Here is a 24,180-nt window from a genome sequence, read left to right on the forward strand (position 1 = left end):
TTTAATCAGGAGCGCGCAGTTCGATTTTTCGCGAGTATTTTTTTACAGCCTGGGTCGGTTGCAGTCCTTCAGTGCTTTGCTGACGAACTCGCGCTGAGTGGCATCCACTGACATCCATCAACTGCAAACGGCTGCTCAGCGCGAATGCAATTGACTAGTCGGTGGCAATGCAATTAGGTGGTCAAGTGAGATGCAATTACGCAGAGCCCATGCGAGTGGGAATGCGGAGCTTTCCCGCCCGCATGGACTTAGTCGAAAAGGCCCCAAGAGCAAGGCTTGCAACGGCGACAGTCGCCACTTCTGTCGCCATGCTGCAGGCCAAGTACGACGCGGGTTGTCGCCGGTGTCGCCGCTGTCGCCAAATCAACCATCACTCTATCTGGGGAGTTATTTTCGGTTACCGGCGGCGTCCGGTAAGCGCTCACCGTATCGGCACGACATTGCAGTTCCTGGTGTCATTGATGGCAGCTGCCGACAGACTTCCCGTTGCTGCTTTTTGGATGTGCTCACTCCACCAAGCCATCATCGGGCGCCGGCGTTCGATGTAGTCCGCTCGGTTGTAAGCGCTTCGGACTTCGTCCTTGTCGACATGCGCCAGCGCGACTTCGATCAGCTCCGGATCCCACCCATACTCGTTCAGGATGGTGCTGGCCATGGAGCGCATGCCGTGGCTGACCAAGCGGTCCTGGAAGCCCATGCGTTTCAACGCCATGTTGGCAGTCTGACTGTTGGCGTGGGTACGCGGGTTTCTATCTGCCGGGAACACGTATTCCCTGTGGCCGCTGTGGGGCTTGAGCGTCTCTAGTAAGGCGAGTGCCTGTTCGGTCAGCGGGATGGTGTGCGGACGACGCTTTTTCATGCGCTCCGGCGGGATGGTCCAGATGCGTTTGTCGAAGTCGATGTCTGCCCACCGGGTGGTAGCCGCTTCGGCAGGACGGGTCATGGTGTGCAGTTGCCATTCGATCAGGCAGCGGGTGATCCGCTTGATGCTGGCGTTCGCGATTTCGATCATGAGCTCGGAAAGCTCATCGGGTCGTAGCGCGGCCATGTTCTGTTTCTTGGGTTTCTTGAACACTGCGCGAATGCCGCTGAGAGGGTTCGCAAAGATCAGTCCTGAATTGACCCCGTACGTCATGATCTCGTTGAGCCGTTGGCTCAATCGCTTCACTGTCTCGAGGCTGCCTTTGGCCTCGATTGGGCGAAGCAGTTCGATGACCATCGGTGCGCTGATTTTTGAGAGCGGCGTTGTTTTCAGGTCTGGAAATACATGCAGCGTGAGCGAGCGCCAAATGTCTTCGGCGTACGCCGGCGTGACGGAGTCCTTCTTCAGCTCGAACCAGGCGGTGGCCACGTTCTCGAACGTATGTTCCGTCTCTGCTCGTTTGGCTTCGTCCTGTGCATTGCGTTGCACCTTGGGATCAATGCCTTGTGCAAGCAGCTCGCGCGCTTCCACCACTTTTTTCCTGGCGTTCGCTAGTGAGAGCTCTGGGTACGTGCCCAGCCCCATATTGATGCGATTTTTGGTTACCGGCTCGCGGTAGTTGAAGTTCCACAGCATCGAGCCGTTGCTCCTGACTCGGAGCTGGAGGCCGTCACCATCGCTGAGGACGTAATCCTTGTCTTTTGCCTTGACTGCCTTGAGCTGGCGGTCGGAAAGGCGAAGGGCTGGAGCAGGCATGAGAGCTACCTCTGACACCGTTTTGGTATTCCAAAAAATAGCACCGGATGGCTTGGAATACCATTTGGAATACCCAAACGGCTGGAACTCAAAAACCCTCTGCGGAGCCAAGTAGCGCTTAAACCCTTGATTTTTCTGGATTTCAGGCACAAAAAAAGACGTCCGTGGACGTCTTTAGATGATGAAATGGTGGAGCCGGGGGGATTTGAACCCCCGTCCGCCAGTACTCCGCTGTCGGTACTACATGCGTAGCCGTGTCTATTAAGTTAACCCTCAGCGACCCGACGGGCAGGGTGCTTTGGGCGAGTTGTGTAAGTTTTAGCCGCTTCGTCCACAACGTACTGCACGGCGATTCTGTTCTATATGACAATCACTTCGGGTTTACAGACATCCCCTAGTGATTGCTGGACCCGAAGGTACCAGAAGCTCAGGAGCTAAGGCTGCTTACGCAGCGAGAGCGAATTCCTGGCCGTAGGTTTCGTCATTGGCAACTATAAGTAGTTGCAACAGTGGATTTACGAGTTCTGTTACCAACTCGGCATGCACCTAAAGTTTCGCAACCGGCGTCGAATCCTAAACGGCCCCGAGCCTGTTGCTCTGTGAATCAAAGTGAGCAACAAGCCTGCGCAGTGTACGCCAACACACGTCAGAAGGCCAACCGGAAGGTTGGCCGCGAGTGATTATGGGTTGGGTTCGTTGCTCAGTTTGTCAGCGCCAATGCCTGGATGGCCTCAGTGGCGCATTTTTTGTCGTCCCCGGCGGCTTTTGAGGTTTTGGCGCTGGCCAGCAATCTTTTGATCTCCGGTGCGTTGGTGGAGGTCGCTGGTAGCGCATTCACTTTGGCTTCGAGCTCCTGCAGTTTGCTCGTACAAAGGTCGTTGTCCGCAGCAAATACGGGAGAGGCCAACATTGCAGCAGAAATGAAAAGACCGGCGAGTGCGGTACGTTTCATGGGTATCTCCTTGAGCTGATGGTCTCGGAGCTGCCGTATCAGCAGGCGGCTCGGCCGAGGTCGGAAAATAAGCCACGATTGATGGGGCCTACTTAAAAGACTACGGCGCGGCGCAGGAATTCGGTTTTAGCAGACAGGCTATGGAAAAATTTTTTGATAGAAGCAATGGCATTAAAAGCGGGCGCAATCGCTTCTTTTCGCTGGTGGCCTCTTCCACATGACCATTCCAGATGCAACAAAACCCGCAATTGGCGGGTTTTGGTTTGCTTCATATTGGGTGGCACCGGGGGCCACAAACCCAACTCGAAGGTTGGCCTTGTGCTGGATTACTTCGCACCTTTGTTCGCGTTCTTGATTTGCTGGATAGTTTGTTCGGTCTCGGCGATGCAGTCATCAGTCCCTTCCTTGGTGCCTTTTGCCTGATCGGCTTTGGCTTGCTTGACGCTGTCCATTACCTGATCAGTCATCTCCGGAGGAGTCTGTGCCTTGGCATTTTCGATGGTTTTCAAGTTGACCGCACAGAGGTCTTCTGCGGCAAACGAGGTGGACGCCATCAGCGAGACAGTAACGAACAGACCTAACAGTACAGAACGTTTCATGAGTATCTCCTTGAACTGAGGGTCCAGGCATCGCTGGCCATCAGGACGGGCTGCCGATTTTGGGTAAAGCCCGGCAATGTCCGGGCTTAATGAGTGGACTATGGCAGCGCGTCGGTGTTCTATCTTTCTTGCGTAACCCTTGCCTGCGTTACCCTGTCCACCAAATAGACTAGCCCGTGATAGTCGATTCCGCCGTGTTGCGTCAGCCCGATCTCACACGTGCGACTGGTGGAAATCCCTTCGCTGCACTGCTGCACCGCGTCCTTGAGCGTCCTTAACGAGTGTGCGTTCAGTTCCGGCGTGGTGAAACCCTTGTCGCCAGCAAACCCACAGCAATGAATGCCCTCGGGAATGACCACGTTTTTGCTGCATTTGCGCGCCAGATCGATCAGAGCCTGACTCTCGCCAAGGTGCTGGGTACTGCAAGTGACGTGCACTGCAATCGGCGCCTCCTGTGGTGTGAATTCGAGGCGGTCCATCAAGTGCGTACGAATGAAACGCACCGGGTCGTAAAGGTCCAGTCGAACATCGCCCAAATCCTGAACCAGCCGCAACGTACATGGACTGGTGTCGCAATAGATCGGGTCGAGCCCGCCGCGACTGGCGTGCAGCAAGGCGCCGATCAGTTCCTGGCGTTTGTGTTCGGCCTGTTCGGCGTAGCCCTTGGAGGCGAACGGTTGCCCGCAGCAGAGGTTGTCCAGGTTGTCCGGGAAGACCACTTGATAACCGGCCTTTTCCAGCAGCCCACGGGTTTTGTCGTACAGCGACATTTGCTCTTTATCACCCGCCGCCGGGCCCATTGCCCGCGACACGCAGGCCGCCAGGTACACCACTCGAGGGCGTTCGTCCGACACGGCCGGGCTGAAGCGAATGGCTTTTTCCGGTTGCGGCATGGCGTTGGTCCACTGTGGGACCTGACCTTTGGATAGGCGCGTCAATGTTGCCGAAAGCTTTGCCAATCGTGGCGCCCCCAGCAGCATCCGTGCACCGTTGGCCACGTGCAGGGTGAAACGTGCACCTTGCAACGCAGTGGCGAAATTACCTTCCAGCCAATTGGCGGTTGTTGTATGAGTTGCCTTCCGGCTGCGGAGCTTTTTCACCAGCTCGCCGGTGTTGATTCCTACAGGGCAACGTTGCGCGCAGAGGCCGGTGGCGGCACAGGTGTCGATGCCTTGGTATTCGTACGCGGCTTCGAGTTCGGTGGTGTCCACACCAGCACGTTTCTTCGCCTGAATGTCACGCCAGATCACGATGCGCTGGCGCGGACTCAGGGTCAGGCCTTTCGACGGGCAGACCGGTTCGCAGAAGCCGCACTCGATACACTTATCCACAATCTCATCGGCGGCCGGCAACGGCTTCAGATGCTTGAGGTGGATCTGCGGATCCTCGCTGAGCACCACGTCCGGGTTGAGAATGCCGTTGGGGTCGAGCAGACGTTTAAGCTGCCACATCAACTGGTAGGCATCGCTGCCCCATTCCAGTTCGACGAAGGGTGCCATGTTGCGCCCGGTGCCGTGTTCGGCTTTCAGCGAGCCGCCGAATTCCACCGCTACCAGTTGTGCCACGTCGTCCATGAACGCCTGATAGCGTGCGACTTCTTCCGGGTTGTTGAAGCCTTGGGTGAAGACGAAGTGCAGATTGCCTTCCAGCGCGTGTCCGAAAAGGATCGCTTCGTCGTAGTGATGTTTGTCGAACAGCTCGATCAGGCGGTTTACGCCGATGGCCAGTTGTTCAACCGGGAAGGTCACGTCTTCGATGATCACCGTGGTGCCGGTTTTGCGCACGGCGCCGACGGCGGGGAAGGTGTCTTTGCGGATCGCCCAGAGCCGGGCGTTTTCCACCGGGTCTTCAGTGAAGTCGACCTGTTTTTCCACAGGGAACGAGGTCAACGACGCCATGATGTGCGCCAGTTGTTCCTGTAGCAAAGTGGACGATGCGGCGCGGGATTCGATCAGCAAGGCGCAGGCATTGTTCGACAGTTGCTGTACGAAAGCGGGCATGCCGGGTTTGTCCTGCACTGAGCGCAGGCTGCGCCGGTCCAGCAGTTCCACGGCCGACACCGGTTGGCTTTTCAGCACGGTGACGGCGTTGCAGCAGGTCTCCACGTCCGGAAACACGATCAGCGCCGAGGCTTTGTTCGGATGATCGATCACCGTGTCGTAAGTCACCGCGCTGATGAAACCGAGAGTGCCTTCGGAGCCCACCAGCAAGTGGCTCAAGATATCCACAGGCTCGTCGAAATCCACCAGCGCATTGAGTGACAGCCCGGTGGTATTTTTCAGACGGTATTTGTGGCGAATTCTCGCCGCCAATTCGGCATTGGCGCGGGTTTCGCGGCCCAACGTTGCCAGGCGTTCAAGCAGCGAAGCGTGGCTTTCACGAAACGCCGCAACACTCGCCGCATCTTCGGTATCGAGACGGCTGCCGTCGGCCAGCACCAGACGAATGCCCGCCAACGTGTGATAAGTGTTTTGCGCCGTGCCGCAGCACATGCCGCTGGCATTGTTGGCGACGATGCCGCCGATTTTGCAGGCGTTGATCGACGCCGGGTCCGGGCCGATCTTGCGCCCGAACGGTGCCAACCATGCGTTGGCCTGTGCGCCGATCACGCCCGGTTGCAGACGGATTTGCGTTCCTTGCCCGCGAATCTCGCGACCGTTCCAGTTATCCCCCAGGACGATCAACACCGAATCGCTGATGGCCTGCCCGGACAGGCTGGTGCCAGCGGCGCGGAAGGTCACCGGGACCTGATCACGTTGCGCCAGTTTGAGCAGCTCGACGACTTCATCTTCGGACTCGACACGAATCACCAGTTTCGGAATCAACCGGTAGAAACTGGCGTCAGTGCCGAAGGCCAAGGTCGACAGCGGATCGTCGAAACGTCGCTCTTGGGGAATCAGTTGCTGCGCATCTCGCAGGAAAGCCGCGGGTAGATTCATTGGTCCTCCAGGATCAAGACCACGAGGTCTTTCGGACCGTGAGCGCCGTAGGCCAGGACCTGCTCGATATCGGCGGTTTTTGACGGGCCGGACACCAGCAGGGCATTGGTCGGCATGCCTTGGGCCCACTCGAATTCCTGCTGCACTTGATAGAAGTTGTCGCGGATTTCACTGGCCTTGAGCAGGGCGAAGTGCACCGGCGGCACCAGGCTCATCAGTCGCGGTTCTTCCCGCGTCGGCCAGAGAATCAGACTACCTGTCGCAGCGATTGCGCCGAGGGTGGTGGTCAGGCTGGCCGGAGTGTCGTTGAACAACTCGGCTTTCCATTCTTCAGCCGGACGGTCGTAGGCTTTGAGTGTCGGCAGGTCAGGATTTTTCGCCCAGTGCTGAGTGACGCGTTGCCCGTGAGGTGTAGTCGGTGCGATCAACAAACTCGGCAACTGACGGTCCCGCAACAACTGAGCAAGCAACGAAGGCCAACCTTCGCCGGATGTCAGGTGGATTTCGGTGTGCACCGCTTCCATCAGTTTGCGCAGCTGCGGGATGCGTTGCTCGGCGGTGTATGTGTAGGGCGCTGTCACCAGTTCGACGTCAAAATCGTCAGGCACCGGCGTGGTGCCCGTCAGACTTTTGCGCAGTTTGGCGAGGATATTTTGCTTGGCGCTCATCAGCGATCTCCCTGTTTGGCCAGATGCTCGCGGGCCATGTCATGCAGTGAGCGGGCAGCGGGTTTCGGTGCGCTGTGATTTTGCGTCCAGGGGCCGACGTTGCTGGGTGCCAGTGCACGCAAGCGAGTGGCAAAGAAGCCGAACAGTCGATAAAGCGTGGGTGAGCTGTTGAGCTTCGCCCAGGCATTCCAGATAAACCGTTCTTTGCGCGAGTACTTGCTGCCCTGGCCGCGCATCACTTGATGGGGGCTGTCCGGGGCTTTGACGTTCTCTTCCCGTAGGCGCCGCAGCAGTGCCGGAATCGGAATTTTTACCGGACAGACTTCACCGCAGGCGCCACACAGCGACGAGGCACTCGGGTGGTCCGGGACTTTCGCCAGGCCAACCATGTGCGGGGTGATGATTTTTCCGATAGGCCCAGGGTAAACCTCCCCATAGGCGTGGCCGCCAATTCGGGTGTAGACCGGGCAATGATTCATACAGGCGCCGCAGCGGATGCAGTTCAGGGTCTGGCGCAATTCGCTGTCGGCGAAGGCCTGGCTGCGACCGTTGTCGAGCAATACCAGGTGCACTTCCTGAGGGCCGTCGAGCTCATGTTCCTTGCGCGGGCCGGAGATCATGTTGACGTAGGTGGTGATCGGCTGGCCGAGGGCTGAGCGGGTCAGCAGTGACAGCAGTGGCACCACATCGCGCAGGTTTTCCACGACTTTTTCGATGCCGGTGACGGCGATGTGCACCGGTGGCACCGTGGTGGTCATGCGCCCGTTGCCTTCGTTTTCCACCAGCAGCAAGGTGCCGGTTTCGGCCACGGCGAAGTTGACGCCGGAGACGCCGATGTCCGCTTCGAAGAATTTCTGCCGCAAGACCTTGCGACCGATCTGAATGAGTTGGTCAACGTCCTTGGTGTATTCCACGCCAAGTTTGTCGTGGAACAAGGACGCGACCTGACCGGCATTCTTGTGGATCGCCGGCATAATAATGTGTGAAGGCTTCTCGTGGTCGAGCTGGACGATGTACTCGCCCATGTCCGATTCCAGGCATTCAATGCCCTGTTCAGCGAGGAAATGATTCATTTCCATCTCTTCGCTGACCATCGATTTGCCCTTGATCACTTGCCGCCCCTCGTGAGCGCGGATGATCGAGAGGACGATGCCATTGGCTTCGTCCACCGTTTCCGCCCAGTGCACTGTCACACCGTTGCGGGTCAGGTTCTGTTCAAGCTGCTCGAGCAGGTCGGGCAACTTGGATAAAGCACGGGCGCGGACAGCATTGCCCAGCACTCGCAAATGTTCTCTTTCGTGGGCATCGCTGAAGGACGCTGCCCGTTTTGTCATCAGCGAATCCATCGCCGTGCGAAAGTTGTTTCGCAGTTGCTTGTCATCCAACGCCTTGTGAGCCCGGATGCGAAAATCTTCTTCTACGGCAACCGTAGGAATAATCGCGGAAGCGTTCATAGAACACCTCCGGTTCGCTGCCAAAGGAAGCTGGCCAGGTGTTGGCCGCGCAATGCTGCCTTCTGTTTCTCCAGCGAACCGTTGATGTTCATCAGGCAACCGCAGTCGGCACTCAGTACCTTGTGCGCGCCGGATTCCTTCAACGAGCGGGTCTTGTCAGCCACCATCGCGCCGGAAATGTCTGGCATACGGACGCTGAAAGTCCCACCGAAGCCACAGCATTCACTTTCATGACTGTGCTCGACTCGCTCCACGTTACGGAGCTGCGCCAACAACTCGCGGCCATGCAAGTGGGTGTTCATCTCACGGCGTGCCGAGCACGACGTGTGCAACGCTACTTTGACTGGCTCGCCACTGTCCTTGAGCTGCACCTTGCAGACAAACAACAAAAACTCGGCCAGTTCATAAGTCCGGGCAGCCAGCGCCTGAACCTGTTTCAGCGTGTCCGGCTCGTCCTTGAACAAGTCGGCGTAGTGCTCGCGCAACATCCCGGCACACGATCCCGATGGCACCACCACCGGATAGTCCCCGGCAAACAGCGCCAGTTGCGAGCGTGCCACGGTCCTCGCCTGCTCGGTGTAACCCGAGGTGTAGGCCGGTTGCCCGCAGCAGCTTTGCCCCTGCGGATACTCGACACGAATGCCCTCGCGTTCCAGCAAGTGAATCGCGTCCATCCCGGCTTCAGGGTAGAACAAATCCACCACGCAAGTTCCGAACAGGTAGACCCTTGACGGTTTCTCGCTGGGGTATTGCCGAGGCACGGGCAGTGGCGGGGCGACGCGGGTCGCATTCGGCACTGCGTTGTAAAAAAGCTCGCTCATCAGGCGTGTCTCCGGGTGGTCCCGGTTATCCGTCTGTTGAGGCTGCTGAATATAGAGAGGCAAGCTTTCAGCAGCCTTACAGACCGGGTTGTGAATAGCTGACGCCGGAATCGTGGTCCGGCGTCGGTTTTTGCTTTTTATCGTGTAGTACTTAGTGCACCAGCATGCCGGTGAGCCAATAGGCCTGGATGTAGGTAATCAGGCCGACGATCGTTGCGAAGAATAGGCTGTGCTTGAGGGTGAAGCGGAACAGATCCGATTCCTTGCCTACCAGGCCGGTCGCGGCGCAGGCCACGGCGATCGATTGTGGCGAGATCATCTTGCCGGTCACGCCACCGCTGGTGTTCGCCGCAACCAGTAACACATCGTTGACGCCGATCTGGTGCGCAGTGGTCGCTTGCAACGAGCTGAACAGCGCGTTGGACGAGGTATCGGAACCGGTCAGGAACACACCCAGCCAGCCGAGGAACGGCGAGAAAAACGGGAATGCTGCACCGGTGCCTGCCAGAACCAGCGCCATGGTCGAGGACATGCCGGAGTAGTTAGTGACGAAGGCAAAGGCGAGCACCATGCCGATGGACAGAATCGGCCAGCGCAGCTCGTAGAAGGTCTCTCTCAAAGTGGTCAGACCAGTTTTGACATTGATCTTCAGGACCAGCATCGAGATCAGCGCGGAGAAGAAAATCGCCGTGCCCGTCGCGGAAATCGGGTCAAGTTTGAACACCGCGGGAATGGCGGTCGGGGCGGCCACGATCGGTGCGACCTTGATCACCATTTGGTCCAGGTGCGGGATGGCGAAGTTGAACACCCAGCTGTACATCGATCCGCCAGCGGCAAACATTGCCTTGAAGGGTTTCAGGGTCCAGATGGTCACCAGCACTGTAAGGATCAGGAACGGTGACCAGGCTTTGAGAATTTCCAGCAGGCTGTAGGGCGAAGCCACGGTTGTGCGCTTCTGGCCGAAACCTCCGACGCTGGCCGTCACCACGGACGCCGAGACGGCACCAGCGATGTGTTGGCCTGCGGCGCGCTTTGGCTGCCAGACTTTCAGGAACAGCGTCAGGGAAATCAGGCTGACCAGGGCCGAGGTGATGTCCGGAAGTTCCGGGCCAATGAAGTTCGACGTGAAGTACTGAGTGATGGCAAAGCTCAAACCCGCCACCAGTGCTGCCGGCCAGGTTTCCCGCACGCCGCGCAGGCCATCCATCATGAACACCAGCCAGAACGGCACGAACAGCGACAGCAGCGGCAGTTGGCGGCCGGTCATGGCGCCGATCTTGAATGCGTCGATACCGGTCACTTGCCCGGCAACGATGATCGGAATCCCCAGGGCACCGAACGCAACCGGCGCGGTGTTGGCGATCAGGCACAAGCCCGCGGCGTACAACGGGTTGAAGCCCAGTCCTACCAACAGTGCGGCGGTAATCGCGACCGGCGCACCGAAACCGGCGGCACCTTCCAGGAAGGCGCCGAAGCAGAAGCCGATCAGCAGCACTTGCAGGCGCTGGTCGTCGGTGATCGACAGCACCGAGCTGCGGATCACTTCGAACTGACCACTCTTGACCGTCAGTTTGTAGAGGAATACCGCCGCCACGATGATCCAGGCAATCGGCCACAGGCCGTAGGCGAAACCATAGCCGGCGGCGGCGAAGGCCATGTCGACCGGCATCTGGAAGGCGAAGATCGCCACGGCAATGGACAAGGCCAGCGTGATGCTGCCGGCCACATGTCCTTTGAGTCGGAACACGGCCAATGCCAGGAAGAAAAACACGATGGGGATAACGGCCGCGAGTGCGGACACGCCGAGACTGCCGAGCGGAGAATAGAGCTGTTGCCAGGTTTGCATATGGGGTGGCCCCTAATTGTTGTTGGTCAGGCACTGGTCAGCGTTCTTGGTTAATTGGTAATACCAATTTACAATCGCTGTTGGCTAGGGTAAAAGCCTTGTAGGCGACGTGTCAATTTGCCGCCCTAAAACTTTTGTCGAATACGTGGTGCAGAAGTCATCTGGTCCGCTCGATCAAATGCCGTCTGGCAGGTGCTGACACAGCCCTGATAGGCCAGAATAGAGACCCCGGCGAGCCGTCGGGATCGTGGAGAAATGAGTTATGGGGTTTGATCAAATTCGTCAGCGCCGTTTGTCTGACGATATTGTCGAGCAGCTCGAGGGGATGATTCTCGAGGGCACGCTGAAGGCGGGTGAGCGCTTGCCGGCCGAACGTGCGTTGGCCGAGCAGTTCGGCGTGTCACGCCCTTCGTTGCGCGAAGCGATTCAGAAACTGGCGGCCAAGGGCTTGCTGGTCAGTCGCCAGGGTGGCGGCAACTATGTGGTGGAGTCGCTGGGGTCAACCTTCAGCGATCCGCTGCTGCATCTGCTGGAAAGCAACCCTGAAGCGCAGCGCGATCTGCTGGAATTTCGTCACACCCTGGAAGCCTCCTGCGCCTATTACGCAGCCATGCGTGCTACGGACGTTGATCGCGAGCGATTGACCGCGGCCTTCAATGAATTGCAGGACTGCTATACGCGTCACGACGAGGTAAGTCGGGCGGAAGAGGGGGCGGCGGATGCGAAATTCCATCTGGCGATTGCTGAGGCCAGTCACAACGCGGTGTTGCTGCACACCATTCGCGGGTTGTTCGATCTGCTCAAGCGTAACGTGGTGACCAACATCGGCGGTATGTACAAGCAGCGTACGGAAACCCGCGACATGCTGATCACTCAGCACCGGGAGTTGTACCTGGCGATTATTGAAGGAAGGGCCGAGCAGGCGCGGGAGGTCTCCAGTCGACACATTTTGTATGTGCAGGAAGTGCTGGAAGAAGTGCGTCAGGAAGTACAGCGCATGGCTCGGGCGGAGCGGCGCAAGGGAATGTGATTATTTAAAGCAAAAGATCGCAGCCTGCGGCAGCTCCTACATGGATACGCGATCAATGTAGGAGCTGCCGCAGGCTGCGATCTTTTCGCTGGCGCCAAACACTCAGGCAGAAAGATTAATCTTCCTTGCCCTTGTTGCGCACCGCACGCTGCAACTCGCGACCGGCGTCGCGTTCGCGTTCGGTATCACGCTTGTCGTATTCCTTCTTGCCCTTGCCCAGAGCGATCTCGCACTTGACCATGTGCTTGCTCCAGTACCAGGACAGGCACACGCAGGCGTAACCTTTTTGCTGCACAGCCGTGGCCAGCTTTTCCAGCTCGCGCCGGTTGAGCAGCAATTTTCGGGTGCGGGTCGGATCAGCGATGACGTGGGTGCTGGCGGTCATCAGCGGCGTAATGTGGCTGCCGAGCAGCCAGGCTTCGCCATCCTTGAGCAGTACGTAACTGTCAACCAGTTGCAGCTTGCTTGCCCGCAGACTTTTTACTTCCCAGCCGGCCAGGACCAGACCAGCCTCGAACTTGTGCTCGATGAAGTAATCGTGTCGCGCCTTTTTGTTTTGCGCGATGGTCCCTGTTGGGTGTTTCTTCTGTTTAGCCATAGGGGCGGCATTATAGGGAGTTGCACGCGAGTCGGCTACGGTATCGCTACGTGCTTGAGCAGGTTGATTGAATCCCGGACAATGCGGCCTCTTTTTTGAACGCTTGGGCGTGATAACGATGTCGACAGACAAGGTTTCTGTCCACGGCAGTTGGGCTAGCCGCTGGGTCTTCATACTCGCCGCGACCGGTTCGGCCGTGGGCCTGGGTAGTATCTGGAAATTCCCGTACATGGTCGGCGTCTACGGCGGCGGCGCCTTCGTGCTGATGTTCCTGGCCTGTATCGCGCTGATCGGTGTGCCGGTCATGCTCGCCGAAACCCTGATCGGCCGCCGCGCCCGTCAGAGTCCGGCCAACGCCTTGAAGGTATTGGCGCTGGAAGCCGGGCATTCGGGTAAATGGTCCTGGGGCGCATTTGCCGGGATGATCACGGCGTTGCTGATCTTGTCTTTCTATAGTGTGGTCGGCGGCTGGTCGCTGGATTATATCATCGACATGGGCCGTGGCGACTTCCAGGGTGCAACGCCCGACCAGGTTGGCGCTTACTTCGGCAATGTGATCGCTGATCCGTGGCGCCTGACACTTTGGCACACGATTTTCATGCTGCTATCTGCTGTCGTCATCGCCAAAGGCGTGGTCGCCGGCCTGGAGCGCAGTCTGCGGATCATGATGCCGCTTCTATTTGTGATGATTCTGGTGTTGCTGGGCTACAGCATGACCACCGGCCACTTCATGGAAGGCGTGCATTTCATGTTCGACTTCCACCCGGAAAAAGTACTCGACGGCTTGCTGCCCGCCATGGGGCACGCGTTTTTTTCCCTGAGCGTGGGCGTCGGCTCGATCATGATCTACGGCGCCTATATGCCGAAGAATTCATCGATTTCCGGCACCATCGTCGGCGTGGCACTGCTCGATACCTTCGTTTCCCTGGTGGCCGGTCTGGCGTTGTTTCCGATTGTGTTCGCTGGCGGCCTGAACCCAAGCGAAGGTCCTGGCTTGATGTTCGTCAGCCTGCCCTTTGCGTTTGGTAACGTAGCGTTCGGCCAGTTGATGGGCGTAGTGTTCTTCGTGCTTGTAGCGATTGCAGCCTGGAGTTCGGCGATTTCCCTGCTTGAGCCGATGGTGGCTTACTTGGTTGAACGCACGAAAGTCAGCCGCGCCTGGGTGACCTTTTGGCTGGCATTTATCTGCTGGTTTGTCGGTCTGGGCACAGTGTTTTCCTTCAATATCTGGAAGGAAGCCAAATTTTTCGTGAACGAAGGCGGGATGTTCCACCTCTATCAATGGGGTGCGGCCGGTGGCCTGGACTTCTTTGGTGTGATCGATTTCTTCACCTCGCGAATCATGTTGCCACTCGGTGGTTTGTGTTTCGTGGTGTTTGCAGGCTGGGTGATGGGGCGTGAAGCGGTACGCGACGAGTTGTCGATCCGCAACCCTGCGTTGTTCGCCCTGTCCTTGTTCTTGATGCGCTATGTGGCGCCCATCGGCATTCTTGTAGTGTTTGCCGCCCAGCTGTGGAAGTGACGCTGACATGACGACACACATTCAACGTTCGGCCCTGCTGCCGTATCCGGCACAAGCGCTGTATGACCTGGTCAACGACGTGGCACGTTACCCGGAATTTCTTCCGTGGTGCTCATCGGCCGAAGTCCTGGAGAGTTCTCCTGAGCATATGCGCGCTAGCGTCGGTGTGGCCAAGGGCGGTCTCAGCCAGCATTTCGTAACGCGCAACACGCTGGTGCCTGGGCATTCGATCGAGATGAACCTCGAGGAAGGCCCGTTCAATCAACTGCATGGCGTCTGGGTGTTCAAACCGTTGGGCGAGAAAGCCTGCAAGATCAGCCTGGACCTGTCGTTCGATTACGCCGGGCCGATTGTCCGCGCGACCTTGGGGCCGTTGTTCAATCAGGCGGCCAATACGCTGGTGGATGCCTTCTGCCAGCGCGCCAAACAGATGCATGGTTGAGGTCATGATCGACGTTGAGGTGGTGTATGCCGCCATTGATCGTCAGGTGCTCCTGTCGGTGTCGGTACCGGCAGGAACAACCGTGAGGGCGGCTTTGCTGATGTCAGGTGTCGGCGAGGCGTTTGTTGAGTTGGATCTGGCCGATTGCCCGGTAGGAATCTTCGGCAAAGTGATCGCTGATCCGGACAAGCATCCTGTCCAGGCTGGAGATCGCATCGAGATATACCGGCCATTGCTGGCTGATCCGAAAGAGGTTCGTCGGTTGCGCGCAGCCAAGGCTGCTGAGGCCAAAACCCGGAATCAGTAACTCGCTCAAGCGCTGGACAATAAAAAACCCGGACATGCCGGGTTTTTTATTGCGTCGCAAATTATTGCGGCGAGGTTTCCAGAGGTTCTGGAGTCGGGACTGGAACGGTTTCTACACCGTCGACGTCCTTCTGGATCTGGTCCAGCAACGAACCTGGCTTGACCGGTTTTTCTGGTTTCGGCTTCTCGGCGTTTTCTGCTGGCGCAGCAACTGTAGTGCCGCTGTCCTTGCCGAGAATGGCTTCGTCGCGGCTCACGCCTGGCATGAAATCACCAGAGAGGCTGACAAGCTGGTCATTTGGGTTGAAGATAACGCTAATGCGTTCCTGTTGGCGTTCGCCGCCACCCGGTTGCAGGCTGTACAGATAATCCCAGCGATCGGCATGGAACGTGTCGGTCAACAGAGGGTTGCCCATGATAAACCGTACTTGCTTGCGGGTCATTCCCGGGCGTAACTGGTCTATCATGTCCTGCGTGACGACATTGCCCTGCTGGATGTCGATTTTGTAAACCCCGGGGAATGAACAACCGGCGAGTGCGAGCAGTCCCACAAAGGTGAAACTGGTTAGCAAGAGCTTGGTGTTTTGCATCGGTGGGCGACTTCCACTATCTTGGCTGGGACAACGTAAACGCCGATCATACCCGCATTAAGAGAAGCTGCGAAGCAGCATCGCGAGAAAGCTGACCATGGTTGAAAATAGCGAACTACGCAAAGCCGGCCTCAAAGTGACCCTTCCACGGGTCAAAATTCTGCAAATGCTCGATTCCGCCGAGCAACGCCACATGAGTGCCGAGGATGTCTACAAGGCGCTGATGGAGGCTGGTGAGGACGTCGGTCTGGCCACGGTTTACCGTGTCCTGACCCAGTTCGAGGCAGCTGGCCTTGTGGTGCGGCACAACTTCGACGGGGGCCATGCGGTCTTCGAGCTGGACGACGGCAAGCATCACGACCATATGGTCAACGTCGAGACCAGTGAAGTGATCGAATTCTTCGACGAAGAAATCGAGCGACTGCAGAAGGCAATCGTCGACAAGTATGGCTTCGAGATGGTTGATCACAACCTTGTACTGTACGTACGCAAGAAAAAGTAAGCATGTCGCGCGAACTTAAGGTTCGCGAAACGAGCGAAGGCGACCCCAGGGTCGCCTTCGTGCTTTCTGCCGGTCTTAAATTTTCGCGGTGACAACCATTTTCCTGGCGTGAGCCAGAGATTCCTTTGTAAGGTCGATGCCTCCCAGCATCCGCGCCACTTCTTCGACACGATCGTTCTTGCTCAGCTTGGAGACGGCTGTGTGAGTGGCATCTTCGCCGCGCACTTTGTGTACGAATAGATGTTGATGTCCCTGCGCAGCTACTTGCGGCAAGTGAGTTACCGTCAATACCTGCCCGCGCTCCCCAAGTCGACGCAGCAACTGACCTACAATCTCGGCGGTCGGGCCGCCGATGCCCACGTCCACTTCGTCGAACACCAGAGTCGGTACGCGGGAGGTCTGCGCGGTGATCACTTGAATCGCCAGGCTGATCCGTGACAATTCGCCGCCGGATGCCACTTTTGCCAGCGCTTTCAAAGGTTGGCCCGGGTTAGCACTCACCAGCAGCTCTACCTGCTCAAGGCCATTGGGTAGCAGTTCATCGCTACTGTTGGGGCGAAGCTCGATAGTGAAGCGCCCACCCGGCATGCCCAGTCGCTGAATTTCCTGCTCCACGGCGCTGGCCAGGCTGCTCGACGCCTGGTGGCGCAAGTCGCTCAGCTCACGAGCCTTCTCCTGATAATGACGGGCATAGGAGGCCAGTTCATCGCTCAGTCGCTCAATGGATTCGTCGTTGGCATTCAGGGTTTCGATTTCATCCAGCAAGCGCTGCTGCATCTCGGCCACTTCAGTCGGCTGGATGCGGTGTTTGCGCGCCATGGTATAGATCGCATCAAGGCGTTCCTCCAGGTACTGAAGACGCGCTGGATCGGCATCGAAGTTATCAAGGAAGCGGTTCAGTTCTCCCACGGCTTCTTCGACCTGGATCTGTGCGCTGGTCAGCAGGCTGCTGGCTTCACCCAGGGCCCCAATCGAGTTGTTGACGCTCGAAAGGCGATTGAGGCTGGCGGTGAGGGCATTCAGCACATTCCCGGAATCACTTTCGCTGCATTGCTCGACCACCTGCCGGCAAATGCCCAGCAGGGTTTCGGCGTTGGTCAGGTTCTTGTGTTCCTGTTCCAGCTGCTCAAGCTCGTTTTCGCCGAGGCCGAGGTTTTCCAGCTCTTCAAGTTGATAGCTGAGCAATTGATGGCGAGCGCGCTGCTCGTCGCCGGAATTGGAAAGGCGTTCCAGCTCCTGGCGGGTCTGGCGCCAACGTTGGGCGGCCAGGTGTACCTGACGGGCAAGGTCCGTTGCACCAGCGTACTCGTCGAGCAGGCGGCGGTGCGTGTCGGTCTTGAGCAGGGATTGATGTTCGTGCTGGCTGTGGATATCGATCAGCAGCTCACCCAGGGCTTTGAGGTCGCCGAGGGGGCAGGGCGTGCCGTTGATGTAGCCACGCGAGCGCCCTTCGGCGGTGATCACCCGGCGCAGGATGCACGGGCCGTCGCTCTCCAGATCGCGCTCGGCCAGCCAGGCGCTGGCTTCTGGAATATCGACCAGGTCGAAGGTTGCCAGGATATCGGCCTTGTCGGCGCCGGGACGGACCACGCCGCTGTCGGCGCGATCGCCCAGGGTCAGGCCGAGGGCGTCGAGCATGATCGACTTGCCGGCGCCGGTTTCCCCAGTGATCACGCTCATCCCGCGATCGAGTTCGAGATCGAGATGTTCAACGATGGCGTAGTTATGTACGGACAGGTGCACCAGCATAAAGGCCGCTCCCAGGCTTTAGGTCTGGTTATTTATACAGTGTTTTGTTTCTGGCTGACAATGCCCTCACTTAGCTCTATTTGCTTGATCCGACGAAATCCTTAGTGCGCCCGGGAATGACAATGCAGCTGTTTTTTGTAGGGTTAATAAATCAGCGCCCCTTGAAGCTGAATTTTGCGGCCCCATATAGCTGGGCAGAAGCGCGAGTTGAGCTCGCGGACGATATTGAAAGGAGAAATCTATGGCTGACGAACAGACAGTGGATACGCAAAATCTAGACGCCGATCAGGCTGCCCCGGATTCGGGTGATGAACTGGCGGCGCGTGTTCAAGTGCTCGAAGAGCAATTGGCTGGCGCTCATGATCAGGCTTTGCGTGTTGCGGCTGATCTGCAGAACGTCCGCCGTCGCGCCGAGCAGGATGTAGAAAAGGCTCACAAGTTCGCACTGGAGAAATTCGCCGGTGACTTGTTGCCGATCATCGACAGCCTGGAGCGTGGTCTGGAGTTGTCCAGCCCGGATGACGAAAGCATCCGTCCAATGCGCGAAGGCATCGAGCTGACCCTGAAAATGTTCCAGGACACCCTGAAGCGTTATCAGCTGGAAGCGATCGATCCGCATGGCGAACCGTTCAACGCCGTTCAGCATCAGGCAATGGCCATGCAGGAAAGCGCCGACGTCGAGCCGAACAGCGTGCTCAAGGTGTTCCAGAAGGGCTATCAGCTCAACGGTCGCCTGCTGCGCCCGGCCATGGTCGTGGTCAGCAAGGCTCCGGCGCCGGTTTCGCCTTCGATTGACGAGCAGGCTTGAAATTAGCCGCAAGGCCCCCATTTAGAAGTCAAGCGTTTAAGTGCTACCGCAGTTAGCCACCACTGCTGCGGTAACCAAATCCAAAGTTTCGGGAGAGTGAACATGGGCAAAATTATCGGTATCGACCTGGGGACTACCAACTCCTGCGTCTCCGTGCTTGAAAACGGCGTAGCCAAAGTTATTGAAAACGCTGAAGGCACGCGTACCACGCCGTCGATCATCGCTTACGCCAACGATGGTGAAATCCTCGTTGGCCAATCGGCCAAGCGTCAGGCTGTGACCAATCCGCACAACACCCTGTATGCGGTGAAGCGTCTGATCGGTCGTAAGTTCGACGAAGAAGTCGTACAGAAAGACATCAAGATGGTCCCGTACAAAATCGCCAAGGCTGACAACGGCGATGCATGGGTTGAAGTGAACGGCCAGAAAATGTCGCCGCCACAAATCTCGGCTGAAATTCTGAAGAAAATGAAGAAGACCGCCGAAGACTACCTCGGCGAGCCAGTGACCGAAGCGGTGATCACCGTTCCGGCCTACTTCAACGACAGCCAGCGTCAAGCCACCAAAGACGCCGGCCGCATCGCGGGCCTGGACGTAAAACGTATCATCAACGAACCAACCGCAGCTGCTCTGGCTTACGGTATGGACAAGGCGAAGGGCGATCACACCGTGATCGTTTACGACTTGGGCGGCGGTACTTTCGACGTTTCCGTGATCGAAATCGCTGAAGTCGATGGCGAGCACCAGTTCGAAGTACTGGCCACCAACGGTGACACGTTCCTGGGCGGTGAAGACTTTGACATTCGTCTGATCGACTACCTCGTCGACGAATTCAAGAAAGAAAGCGGCATGAACCTTAAAGGTGACCCGCTGGCCATGCAGCGCCTGAAAGAAGCCGCTGAAAAAGCCAAGATCGAACTGTCTTCGAGCAATTCGACCGACGTGAACCTGCCGTACATCACTGCAGACGCCACCGGTCCTAAGCACTTGAACGTGAAAATCTCCCGCGCCAAGCTCGAAGCGCTGGTAGAAGACCTGGTTCAGCGCACCATCGAACCTTGCCGCATCGCTCTGAAAGACTCGGGCATCGACATCGGCGCCATCAACGACGTGATCCTGGTCGGCGGTCAGACCCGTATGCCACTGGTTCAGAAGCTGGTGACCGAGTTCTTCGGTAAAGAAGCACGTAAAGACGTGAACCCGGACGAAGCGGTTGCCATGGGTGCTGCTATCCAGGGCGCAGTATTGGCCGGTGACGTGAAAGACGTTCTGCTGCTGGACGTTAGCCCGCTGACTCTGGGTATCGAAACCATGGGCGGCGTGATGACCGCGCTGATCGAGAAAAACACCACGATTCCTACCAAGAAATCGCAAGTGTTCTCGACTGCCGACGACAATCAGGGCGCTGTGACCATTCACGTGCTGCAAGGTGAGCGTAAGCAAGCCGCTCAGAACAAGTCTTTGGGCAAGTTCGACCTGGCCGAGATTCCACCAGCACCACGTGGCGTGCCACAAATTGAAGTGACCTTCGACATCGACGCCAACGGCATTCTGCACGTAGGCGCCAAAGACAAGGCTACCGGCAAGACTCAGTCGATCGTGATCAAGGCCAACTCCGGTCTGTCCGAGGAAGAAATTCAGCAGATGATTCGCGATGCTGAAGCCAACGTCGACGCAGATCGCCAGTTCGAAGAGCTGGCAACCGCTCGCAACCAGGGCGATGCACTGGTTCACTCGACTCGCAAAATGGTCGCAGACGCTGGCGATAAAGTGACTGCTGAAGAGAAGACTGCAATCGAAGCTGCTGTTGTTGCGCTGGAAGCCGCTGTCAAAGGCGACGACAAGGCTGCAATCGAAGCCAAGGTTGAAGAGCTGTCGAAAGTCTCCGCTCCAGTAGCGCAGAAGATGTACGCCGAGCAGGCTCAACCTGCTGAAGGTGCTGCACCGCAAGGCGAATCGGCTGAGAAGGCTGACGACGTCGTCGACGCTGAGTTCGAAGAAGTCAAAGACCACAAGTAAGTTGTTGGTCGGCCGGTTGACTGCCTTTAGGCAGTGACTGGTAGGATGTCGCCGCGCGGGGGCTTGCTCCCGCGTTGGCGTGTCTGGAGTTAGCGAATTTTTACAGCATGCGACAACGCTCGGGTGCTGATGGTATGGCCGGGAATGCTCCTGCTTTTCGAGCCGAAAGTACCGCATCGAATCAAAGACCAGGATCGTTGAATTGACGTGAGTTGGGTCCGGGCCTGTATTGGGGCTCAACGAGTTTGGCAAGGCTCAGGAGAGGTTTGCCGAACGTCCTTAAGAGTGCAAAGACTTATGGCAAAGCGTGACTATTACGAAGTATTGGGTGTTGAGCGTGGCTCAAGCGAAGCAGACCTGAAAAAGGCCTACCGTCGCCTGGCGATGAAGCACCACCCGGACCGTAATCCCGATGACAAAGCGTCGGAAGATATGTTCAAGGAGGCCAACGAGGCCTACGAAGTACTGTCCGATTCCAGCAAGCGCGCGGCGTACGACCAGTACGGTCATGCCGGTGTCGACCCAAGCATGGGCGGCGGCGGTGCCGGGTTTGGCGGTCAGAACTTCTCCGACATCTTTGGTGATGTCTTCAGTGACTTCTTCGGCGGTGGTCGCGGCGGTTCTCGTGGCGGCGCTCAGCGCGGCAGCGACCTGCGTTACACCCTGGAACTGGATCTGGAAGAAGCGGTGCGCGGTACGACCGTGAATATCCGTGTTCCGACATTGGTCAACTGCAAGCCGTGCGACGGTTCGGGTGCCAAGAAAGGCTCCTCGCCGGTGACCTGCCCGACGTGCGGCGGTATCGGCCAGGTTCGCATGCAGCAAGGCTTCTTCTCGGTGCAGCAAACCTGCCCGCGCTGCCATGGCCAAGGCAAGATCATTTCTGATCCGTGCAACTCCTGCGATGGCCAGGGCCGTGTCGAAGAGTACAAAACCCTCTCGGTGAAAGTGCCGGCCGGTGTCGATACCGGTGACCGCATTCGTCTGTCCGGCGAAGGCGAGGCGGGTGCTCAGGGTGGTCCGACGGGCGACCTGTACGTGGTGATCAACGTGCGTGAGCACGCGATCTTCCAGCGCGACGGCAAGCACCTGTTCTGCGAAGTGCCAATCAGCTTTGTCGATGCTGCGCTGGGTGGTGAGCTGGAGATTCCGACCCTTGATGGTCGAGTCAAACTGAAAATCCCTGAAGGGACTCAGACCGGCAAGCAGTTCCGTGTTCGCGGCAAGGGTGTTGCGCCAGTGCGCGGCGGCGGTGCTGGTGACTTGATGTGCCGTGTGGCGGTCGAAACCCCTGTCAATCTGGGGCGTCGTCAGCGCGAACTGCTGGAAGAGTTCCGTAGCTCGCTGGCAGATGACAACAGTCATTCGCCTAAAACCACTGGTTGGTTCGAAGGCGTGAAGCGCTTCTTCGGCGATTTGTAAGGAGTCGGCATGCGACGTATAGCTGTGATGGGCGCTGCCGGGCGCATGGGCAAGATCCTGGTCGAGGCGGTTCAGCAACGTGCGCCGCTGACCGGGTTGACGGCAGCCATCGTACGCCCCGGCAGTACGCTGATTGGCGTGGATGCTGGCGAACTGGCCTCGCTGGGGCGTATCGGCGTTCCGCTGTCCGGCAATCTGGACGCGGTGGCTGATGAGTTCGACGTGCTGATCGACTTCACGCTCCCGGAAGTCATGCTGAAAAACCTGGCGTTCTGCCGTAAGGCGGGCAAGGCCATGGTGATCGGCACGACGGGGTTGGACGCCGCGCAGAAGCAGTTGCTGGCCGAGGCCGGCAAGGATATTCCGATCGTGTTCGCAGTCAATTTCAGTGTCGGTGTAAACCTGTCGCTGAAGCTGCTCGACATGGCTGCTCGTGTGCTGGGTGATGATGCGGATATCGAGATCATCGAGGCTCATCATCGGCACAAGATCGATGCGCCTTCGGGTACGGCCCTGCGCATGGGCGAAGTCATCGCCAATGCGTTGGATCGTGATCTGCAAAAGGTCGCGGTCTATGGTCGTGAAGGTCACACCGGTGTGCGAGAGCGTGAAACGATCGGCTTCGCGACTGTTCGCGGTGGTGATGTGGTCGGCGATCATACGGTGCTGTTCGCCTGTGAGGGTGAGCGACTGGAGATCACGCATAAAGCGTCCAGTCGCATGACCTTCGCCAAGGGCGCGGTACGTGCTGCGTTATGGCTGGACGGTCGTGAGCCGGGTCTTTACGACATGCAAGACGTGCTCGATCTGCGTTAAGATGCCCCTGAAATCGGGTTCCAACACAGTGTTTGGGCCCGGTTTTATTACGCCAAGCGACGTCCTGTCGCATTCCCCGGCCTTTAAGGCTCATTGGCGGTAGACCAAAAATGCCTTTTTCTGTAAGCTACAGCTTTAGTGTGTCCACTAAAAGCGCGCAGAATTATTCGGTGAAGAAGCGGGGTGACGTGTCCATACGTCACTCCGCTTTTTTACAACCTGCGATCGCCCTTTCAGGCTTTATTTACGGGAGGTCTTCTTGACTAAGCCAGCCATACTCGCCCTTGCTGATGGCAGCATTTTTCGCGGCGAAGCCATTGGAGCCGACGGTCAGACCGTTGGAGAGGTGGTGTTCAACACCGCCATGACCGGCTATCAGGAAATCCTTACCGATCCTTCCTACGCCCAACAGATCGTTACCCTGACTTACCCGCACATCGGCAACACCGGCACCACGCCGGAAGACGCCGAGTCCGACCGCGTCTGGTCCGCGGGCCTGGTTATCCGTGACCTGCCACTGGTTGCGAGCAACTGGCGTAACACGATGTCTCTGTCCGACTACCTGAAAGCCAATAACGTTGTGGCAATCGCTGGTATCGACACTCGCCGCCTGACGCGCATCCTGCGTGAAAAAGGCGCGCAGAACGGCTGCATCATGGCCGGTGACAACATTTCCGAAGAAGCCGCCATCGCCGCCGCTCAGGGTTTTCCTGGCCTCAAAGGCATGGACCTGGCGAAAGTCGTCAGCACCAAAGAGAAGTACGAGTGGCGCTCGACTGTCTGGGATTTGAAAACCGACAGCCACGCGACCATCGAAGCCTCTGAGCTGCCGTACCACGTGGTTGCCTACGACTACGGCGTCAAGCTGAACATCCTGCGCATGCTCGTCGAGCGCGGTTGCCGCGTGACCGTAGTGCCGGCTCAAACTCCAGCTGCTGAAGCTCTGGCTCTGAAGCCGGACGGTGTGTTCCTGTCCAACGGCCCTGGCGATCCGGAGCCTTGCGACTACGCGATCCAGGCGATCAAAGACGTGCTGGAAACCGAAATTCCGGTCTTCGGTATCTGCCTTGGTCACCAACTGCTGGCCCTGGCCTCCGGTGCCAAGACCCTGAAAATGGGTCACGGCCACCACGGTGCCAACCACCCGGTCCAGGATCTGGATACCGGTGTGGTGATGATCACCAGCCAGAACCACGGTTTCGCGGTAGACGAAACGACCCTGCCAGCCAACGTCCGCGCGATCCACAAATCGCTGTTCGACGGCACCCTGCAAGGTATCGAGCGTACCGACAAGAGCGCCTTCAGCTTCCAGGGTCACCCGGAAGCCAGCCCTGGCCCGAACGACGTAGCACCACTGTTTGATCGCTTCATCAACGAAATGGCCAAGCGACGCTGATCGCTCGCCTTGATGTTGCATAG

At 57.9% G+C, this 24,180-nt stretch carries 22 protein-coding genes and 1 other RNA gene; 10 read left to right on the forward strand and 13 right to left on the reverse strand.

Going from position 1 to position 24,180, the window contains the following annotated elements:
• Positions 1 to 421 precede the first annotated feature (421 nt).
• The 10 genes from ASC74_RS09215 to ASC74_RS09250 form a co-directional block, all read right to left on the reverse strand.
• Positions 422 to 1,678, reverse strand: a complete 1,257-nt coding sequence (locus ASC74_RS09215; RefSeq protein WP_056741043.1) for an integrase domain-containing protein — start codon at positions 1,676 to 1,678, stop codon at positions 422 to 424.
• A gap of 187 nt (positions 1,679 to 1,865) precedes the next feature.
• Positions 1,866 to 2,263: a transfer-messenger RNA gene (gene ssrA / locus ASC74_RS30905) on the reverse strand.
• 115 nt (positions 2,264 to 2,378) lie between these two features.
• On the reverse strand, positions 2,379 to 2,630 hold the full coding sequence (locus ASC74_RS09220) for a hypothetical protein (protein ID WP_056741045.1): 252 nt from the start codon (positions 2,628 to 2,630) through the stop codon (positions 2,379 to 2,381).
• Positions 2,631 to 2,722: 92 nt separating this feature from the next.
• Positions 2,723 to 2,902, reverse strand: coding sequence for a hypothetical protein (locus ASC74_RS31590; protein WP_156400808.1), 180 nt, complete (start codon positions 2,900 to 2,902; stop codon positions 2,723 to 2,725).
• 54 nt (positions 2,903 to 2,956) lie between these two features.
• On the reverse strand, positions 2,957 to 3,229 hold the full coding sequence (locus ASC74_RS09225; protein WP_056741047.1) for a hypothetical protein: 273 nt from the start codon (positions 3,227 to 3,229) through the stop codon (positions 2,957 to 2,959).
• Between the two features lie 119 nt (positions 3,230 to 3,348).
• Complete coding sequence (locus ASC74_RS09230; RefSeq protein WP_056741049.1) at positions 3,349 to 6,168, reverse strand: FAD-binding and (Fe-S)-binding domain-containing protein; 2,820 nt, start codon at positions 6,166 to 6,168, stop codon at positions 3,349 to 3,351.
• Positions 6,165 to 6,836, reverse strand: coding sequence for a LutC/YkgG family protein (locus ASC74_RS09235; protein WP_056741051.1), 672 nt, complete (start codon positions 6,834 to 6,836; stop codon positions 6,165 to 6,167). The genes ASC74_RS09230 and ASC74_RS09235 overlap by 4 nt, the downstream gene beginning before the upstream one ends.
• A complete protein-coding gene (locus tag ASC74_RS09240) occupies positions 6,836 to 8,290 on the reverse strand; it encodes a LutB/LldF family L-lactate oxidation iron-sulfur protein (protein WP_056741052.1) in 1,455 nt (484 codons plus the stop codon). Before ASC74_RS09240 ends, ASC74_RS09235 begins: the two co-directional genes overlap by 1 nt.
• Positions 8,287 to 9,111: a (Fe-S)-binding protein gene (locus tag ASC74_RS09245; RefSeq protein WP_056741054.1), complete on the reverse strand. Its 825-nt coding sequence runs from the start codon at positions 9,109 to 9,111 to the stop codon at positions 8,287 to 8,289. The genes ASC74_RS09240 and ASC74_RS09245 overlap by 4 nt, the downstream gene beginning before the upstream one ends.
• 151 nt (positions 9,112 to 9,262) lie before the next feature.
• On the reverse strand, positions 9,263 to 10,957 hold the full coding sequence (locus tag ASC74_RS09250) for a lactate permease LctP family transporter (RefSeq protein ID WP_056741056.1): 1,695 nt from the start codon (positions 10,955 to 10,957) through the stop codon (positions 9,263 to 9,265).
• A 262-nt stretch (positions 10,958 to 11,219) separates the two neighbouring features.
• Here ASC74_RS09250 and ASC74_RS09255 point away from each other — a divergent pair, with 262 nt between their 5' ends.
• Positions 11,220 to 11,987, forward strand: a complete 768-nt coding sequence (locus tag ASC74_RS09255; protein ID WP_008149047.1) for a GntR family transcriptional regulator — start codon at positions 11,220 to 11,222, stop codon at positions 11,985 to 11,987.
• Positions 11,988 to 12,102: 115 nt separating this feature from the next.
• Here the strand turns inward: ASC74_RS09255 and smpB are convergent, their stop codons facing one another.
• The gene (gene smpB / locus ASC74_RS09260) at positions 12,103 to 12,585 is read right to left on the reverse strand and encodes an SsrA-binding protein SmpB (protein ID WP_008149046.1); all 483 of its coding nucleotides are present in this window, start codon (positions 12,583 to 12,585) and stop codon (positions 12,103 to 12,105) included.
• A gap of 118 nt (positions 12,586 to 12,703) precedes the next feature.
• On the opposite strand from smpB, the gene ASC74_RS09265 reads away from it, so the two are divergent.
• Genes ASC74_RS09265 through ASC74_RS09275 form a run of 3 tightly spaced genes read left to right on the forward strand, consistent with a single transcriptional unit; the run spans position 12,704 to position 14,856 of the window.
• A complete protein-coding gene (locus tag ASC74_RS09265) occupies positions 12,704 to 14,107 on the forward strand; it encodes a sodium-dependent transporter (protein ID WP_056741058.1) in 1,404 nt (467 codons plus the stop codon).
• 7 nt (positions 14,108 to 14,114) lie between these two features.
• Positions 14,115 to 14,549: a type II toxin-antitoxin system RatA family toxin gene (locus tag ASC74_RS09270; protein ID WP_033058141.1), complete on the forward strand. Its 435-nt coding sequence runs from the start codon at positions 14,115 to 14,117 to the stop codon at positions 14,547 to 14,549.
• On the forward strand, positions 14,542 to 14,856 hold the full coding sequence (locus ASC74_RS09275) for an RnfH family protein (protein ID WP_056741060.1): 315 nt from the start codon (positions 14,542 to 14,544) through the stop codon (positions 14,854 to 14,856). Before ASC74_RS09270 ends, ASC74_RS09275 begins: the two co-directional genes overlap by 8 nt.
• Before the next feature lie 61 nt (positions 14,857 to 14,917).
• On the opposite strand, the gene ASC74_RS09280 is transcribed toward ASC74_RS09275, so the two are convergent.
• Complete coding sequence (locus ASC74_RS09280) at positions 14,918 to 15,445, reverse strand: outer membrane protein assembly factor BamE (protein WP_008149042.1); 528 nt, start codon at positions 15,443 to 15,445, stop codon at positions 14,918 to 14,920.
• A 97-nt stretch (positions 15,446 to 15,542) separates the two neighbouring features.
• Between ASC74_RS09280 and fur the strand changes: the two genes are divergently transcribed.
• A complete protein-coding gene (gene fur, locus ASC74_RS09285; RefSeq protein WP_003197684.1) occupies positions 15,543 to 15,947 on the forward strand; it encodes a ferric iron uptake transcriptional regulator in 405 nt (134 codons plus the stop codon).
• A gap of 75 nt (positions 15,948 to 16,022) precedes the next feature.
• Here the strand turns inward: fur and recN are convergent, their stop codons facing one another.
• The gene (gene recN, locus ASC74_RS09290; protein ID WP_046045780.1) at positions 16,023 to 17,696 is read right to left on the reverse strand and encodes a DNA repair protein RecN; all 1,674 of its coding nucleotides are present in this window, start codon (positions 17,694 to 17,696) and stop codon (positions 16,023 to 16,025) included.
• Positions 17,697 to 17,937: 241 nt separating this feature from the next.
• On the opposite strand from recN, the gene grpE reads away from it, so the two are divergent.
• From grpE to carA, 5 genes are all read left to right on the forward strand, one after another.
• Positions 17,938 to 18,504 carry a nucleotide exchange factor GrpE gene (grpE, locus tag ASC74_RS09295; RefSeq protein ID WP_046045781.1) on the forward strand — a complete coding sequence of 189 codons (567 nt, stop codon included), beginning with the start codon at positions 17,938 to 17,940 and terminating at the stop codon, positions 18,502 to 18,504.
• Positions 18,505 to 18,606: 102 nt separating this feature from the next.
• The gene (dnaK, locus tag ASC74_RS09300) at positions 18,607 to 20,523 is read left to right on the forward strand and encodes a molecular chaperone DnaK (RefSeq protein WP_008149038.1); all 1,917 of its coding nucleotides are present in this window, start codon (positions 18,607 to 18,609) and stop codon (positions 20,521 to 20,523) included.
• A gap of 297 nt (positions 20,524 to 20,820) precedes the next feature.
• The gene (gene dnaJ / locus ASC74_RS09305) at positions 20,821 to 21,945 is read left to right on the forward strand and encodes a molecular chaperone DnaJ (protein ID WP_056741062.1); all 1,125 of its coding nucleotides are present in this window, start codon (positions 20,821 to 20,823) and stop codon (positions 21,943 to 21,945) included.
• A 9-nt stretch (positions 21,946 to 21,954) separates the two neighbouring features.
• Positions 21,955 to 22,761 carry a 4-hydroxy-tetrahydrodipicolinate reductase gene (gene dapB, locus ASC74_RS09310; RefSeq protein ID WP_056741064.1) on the forward strand — a complete coding sequence of 269 codons (807 nt, stop codon included), beginning with the start codon at positions 21,955 to 21,957 and terminating at the stop codon, positions 22,759 to 22,761.
• Between the two features lie 259 nt (positions 22,762 to 23,020).
• Positions 23,021 to 24,157: a glutamine-hydrolyzing carbamoyl-phosphate synthase small subunit gene (gene carA, locus ASC74_RS09315; RefSeq protein WP_046045784.1), complete on the forward strand. Its 1,137-nt coding sequence runs from the start codon at positions 23,021 to 23,023 to the stop codon at positions 24,155 to 24,157.
• The last annotated feature ends 23 nt before the right edge of the window (positions 24,158 to 24,180 follow it).

Source organism: Pseudomonas sp. Root329 (assembly GCF_001424925.1).
In the GTDB taxonomy this organism is placed as follows: domain Bacteria; phylum Pseudomonadota; class Gammaproteobacteria; order Pseudomonadales; family Pseudomonadaceae; genus Aquipseudomonas; species Aquipseudomonas arabinosi.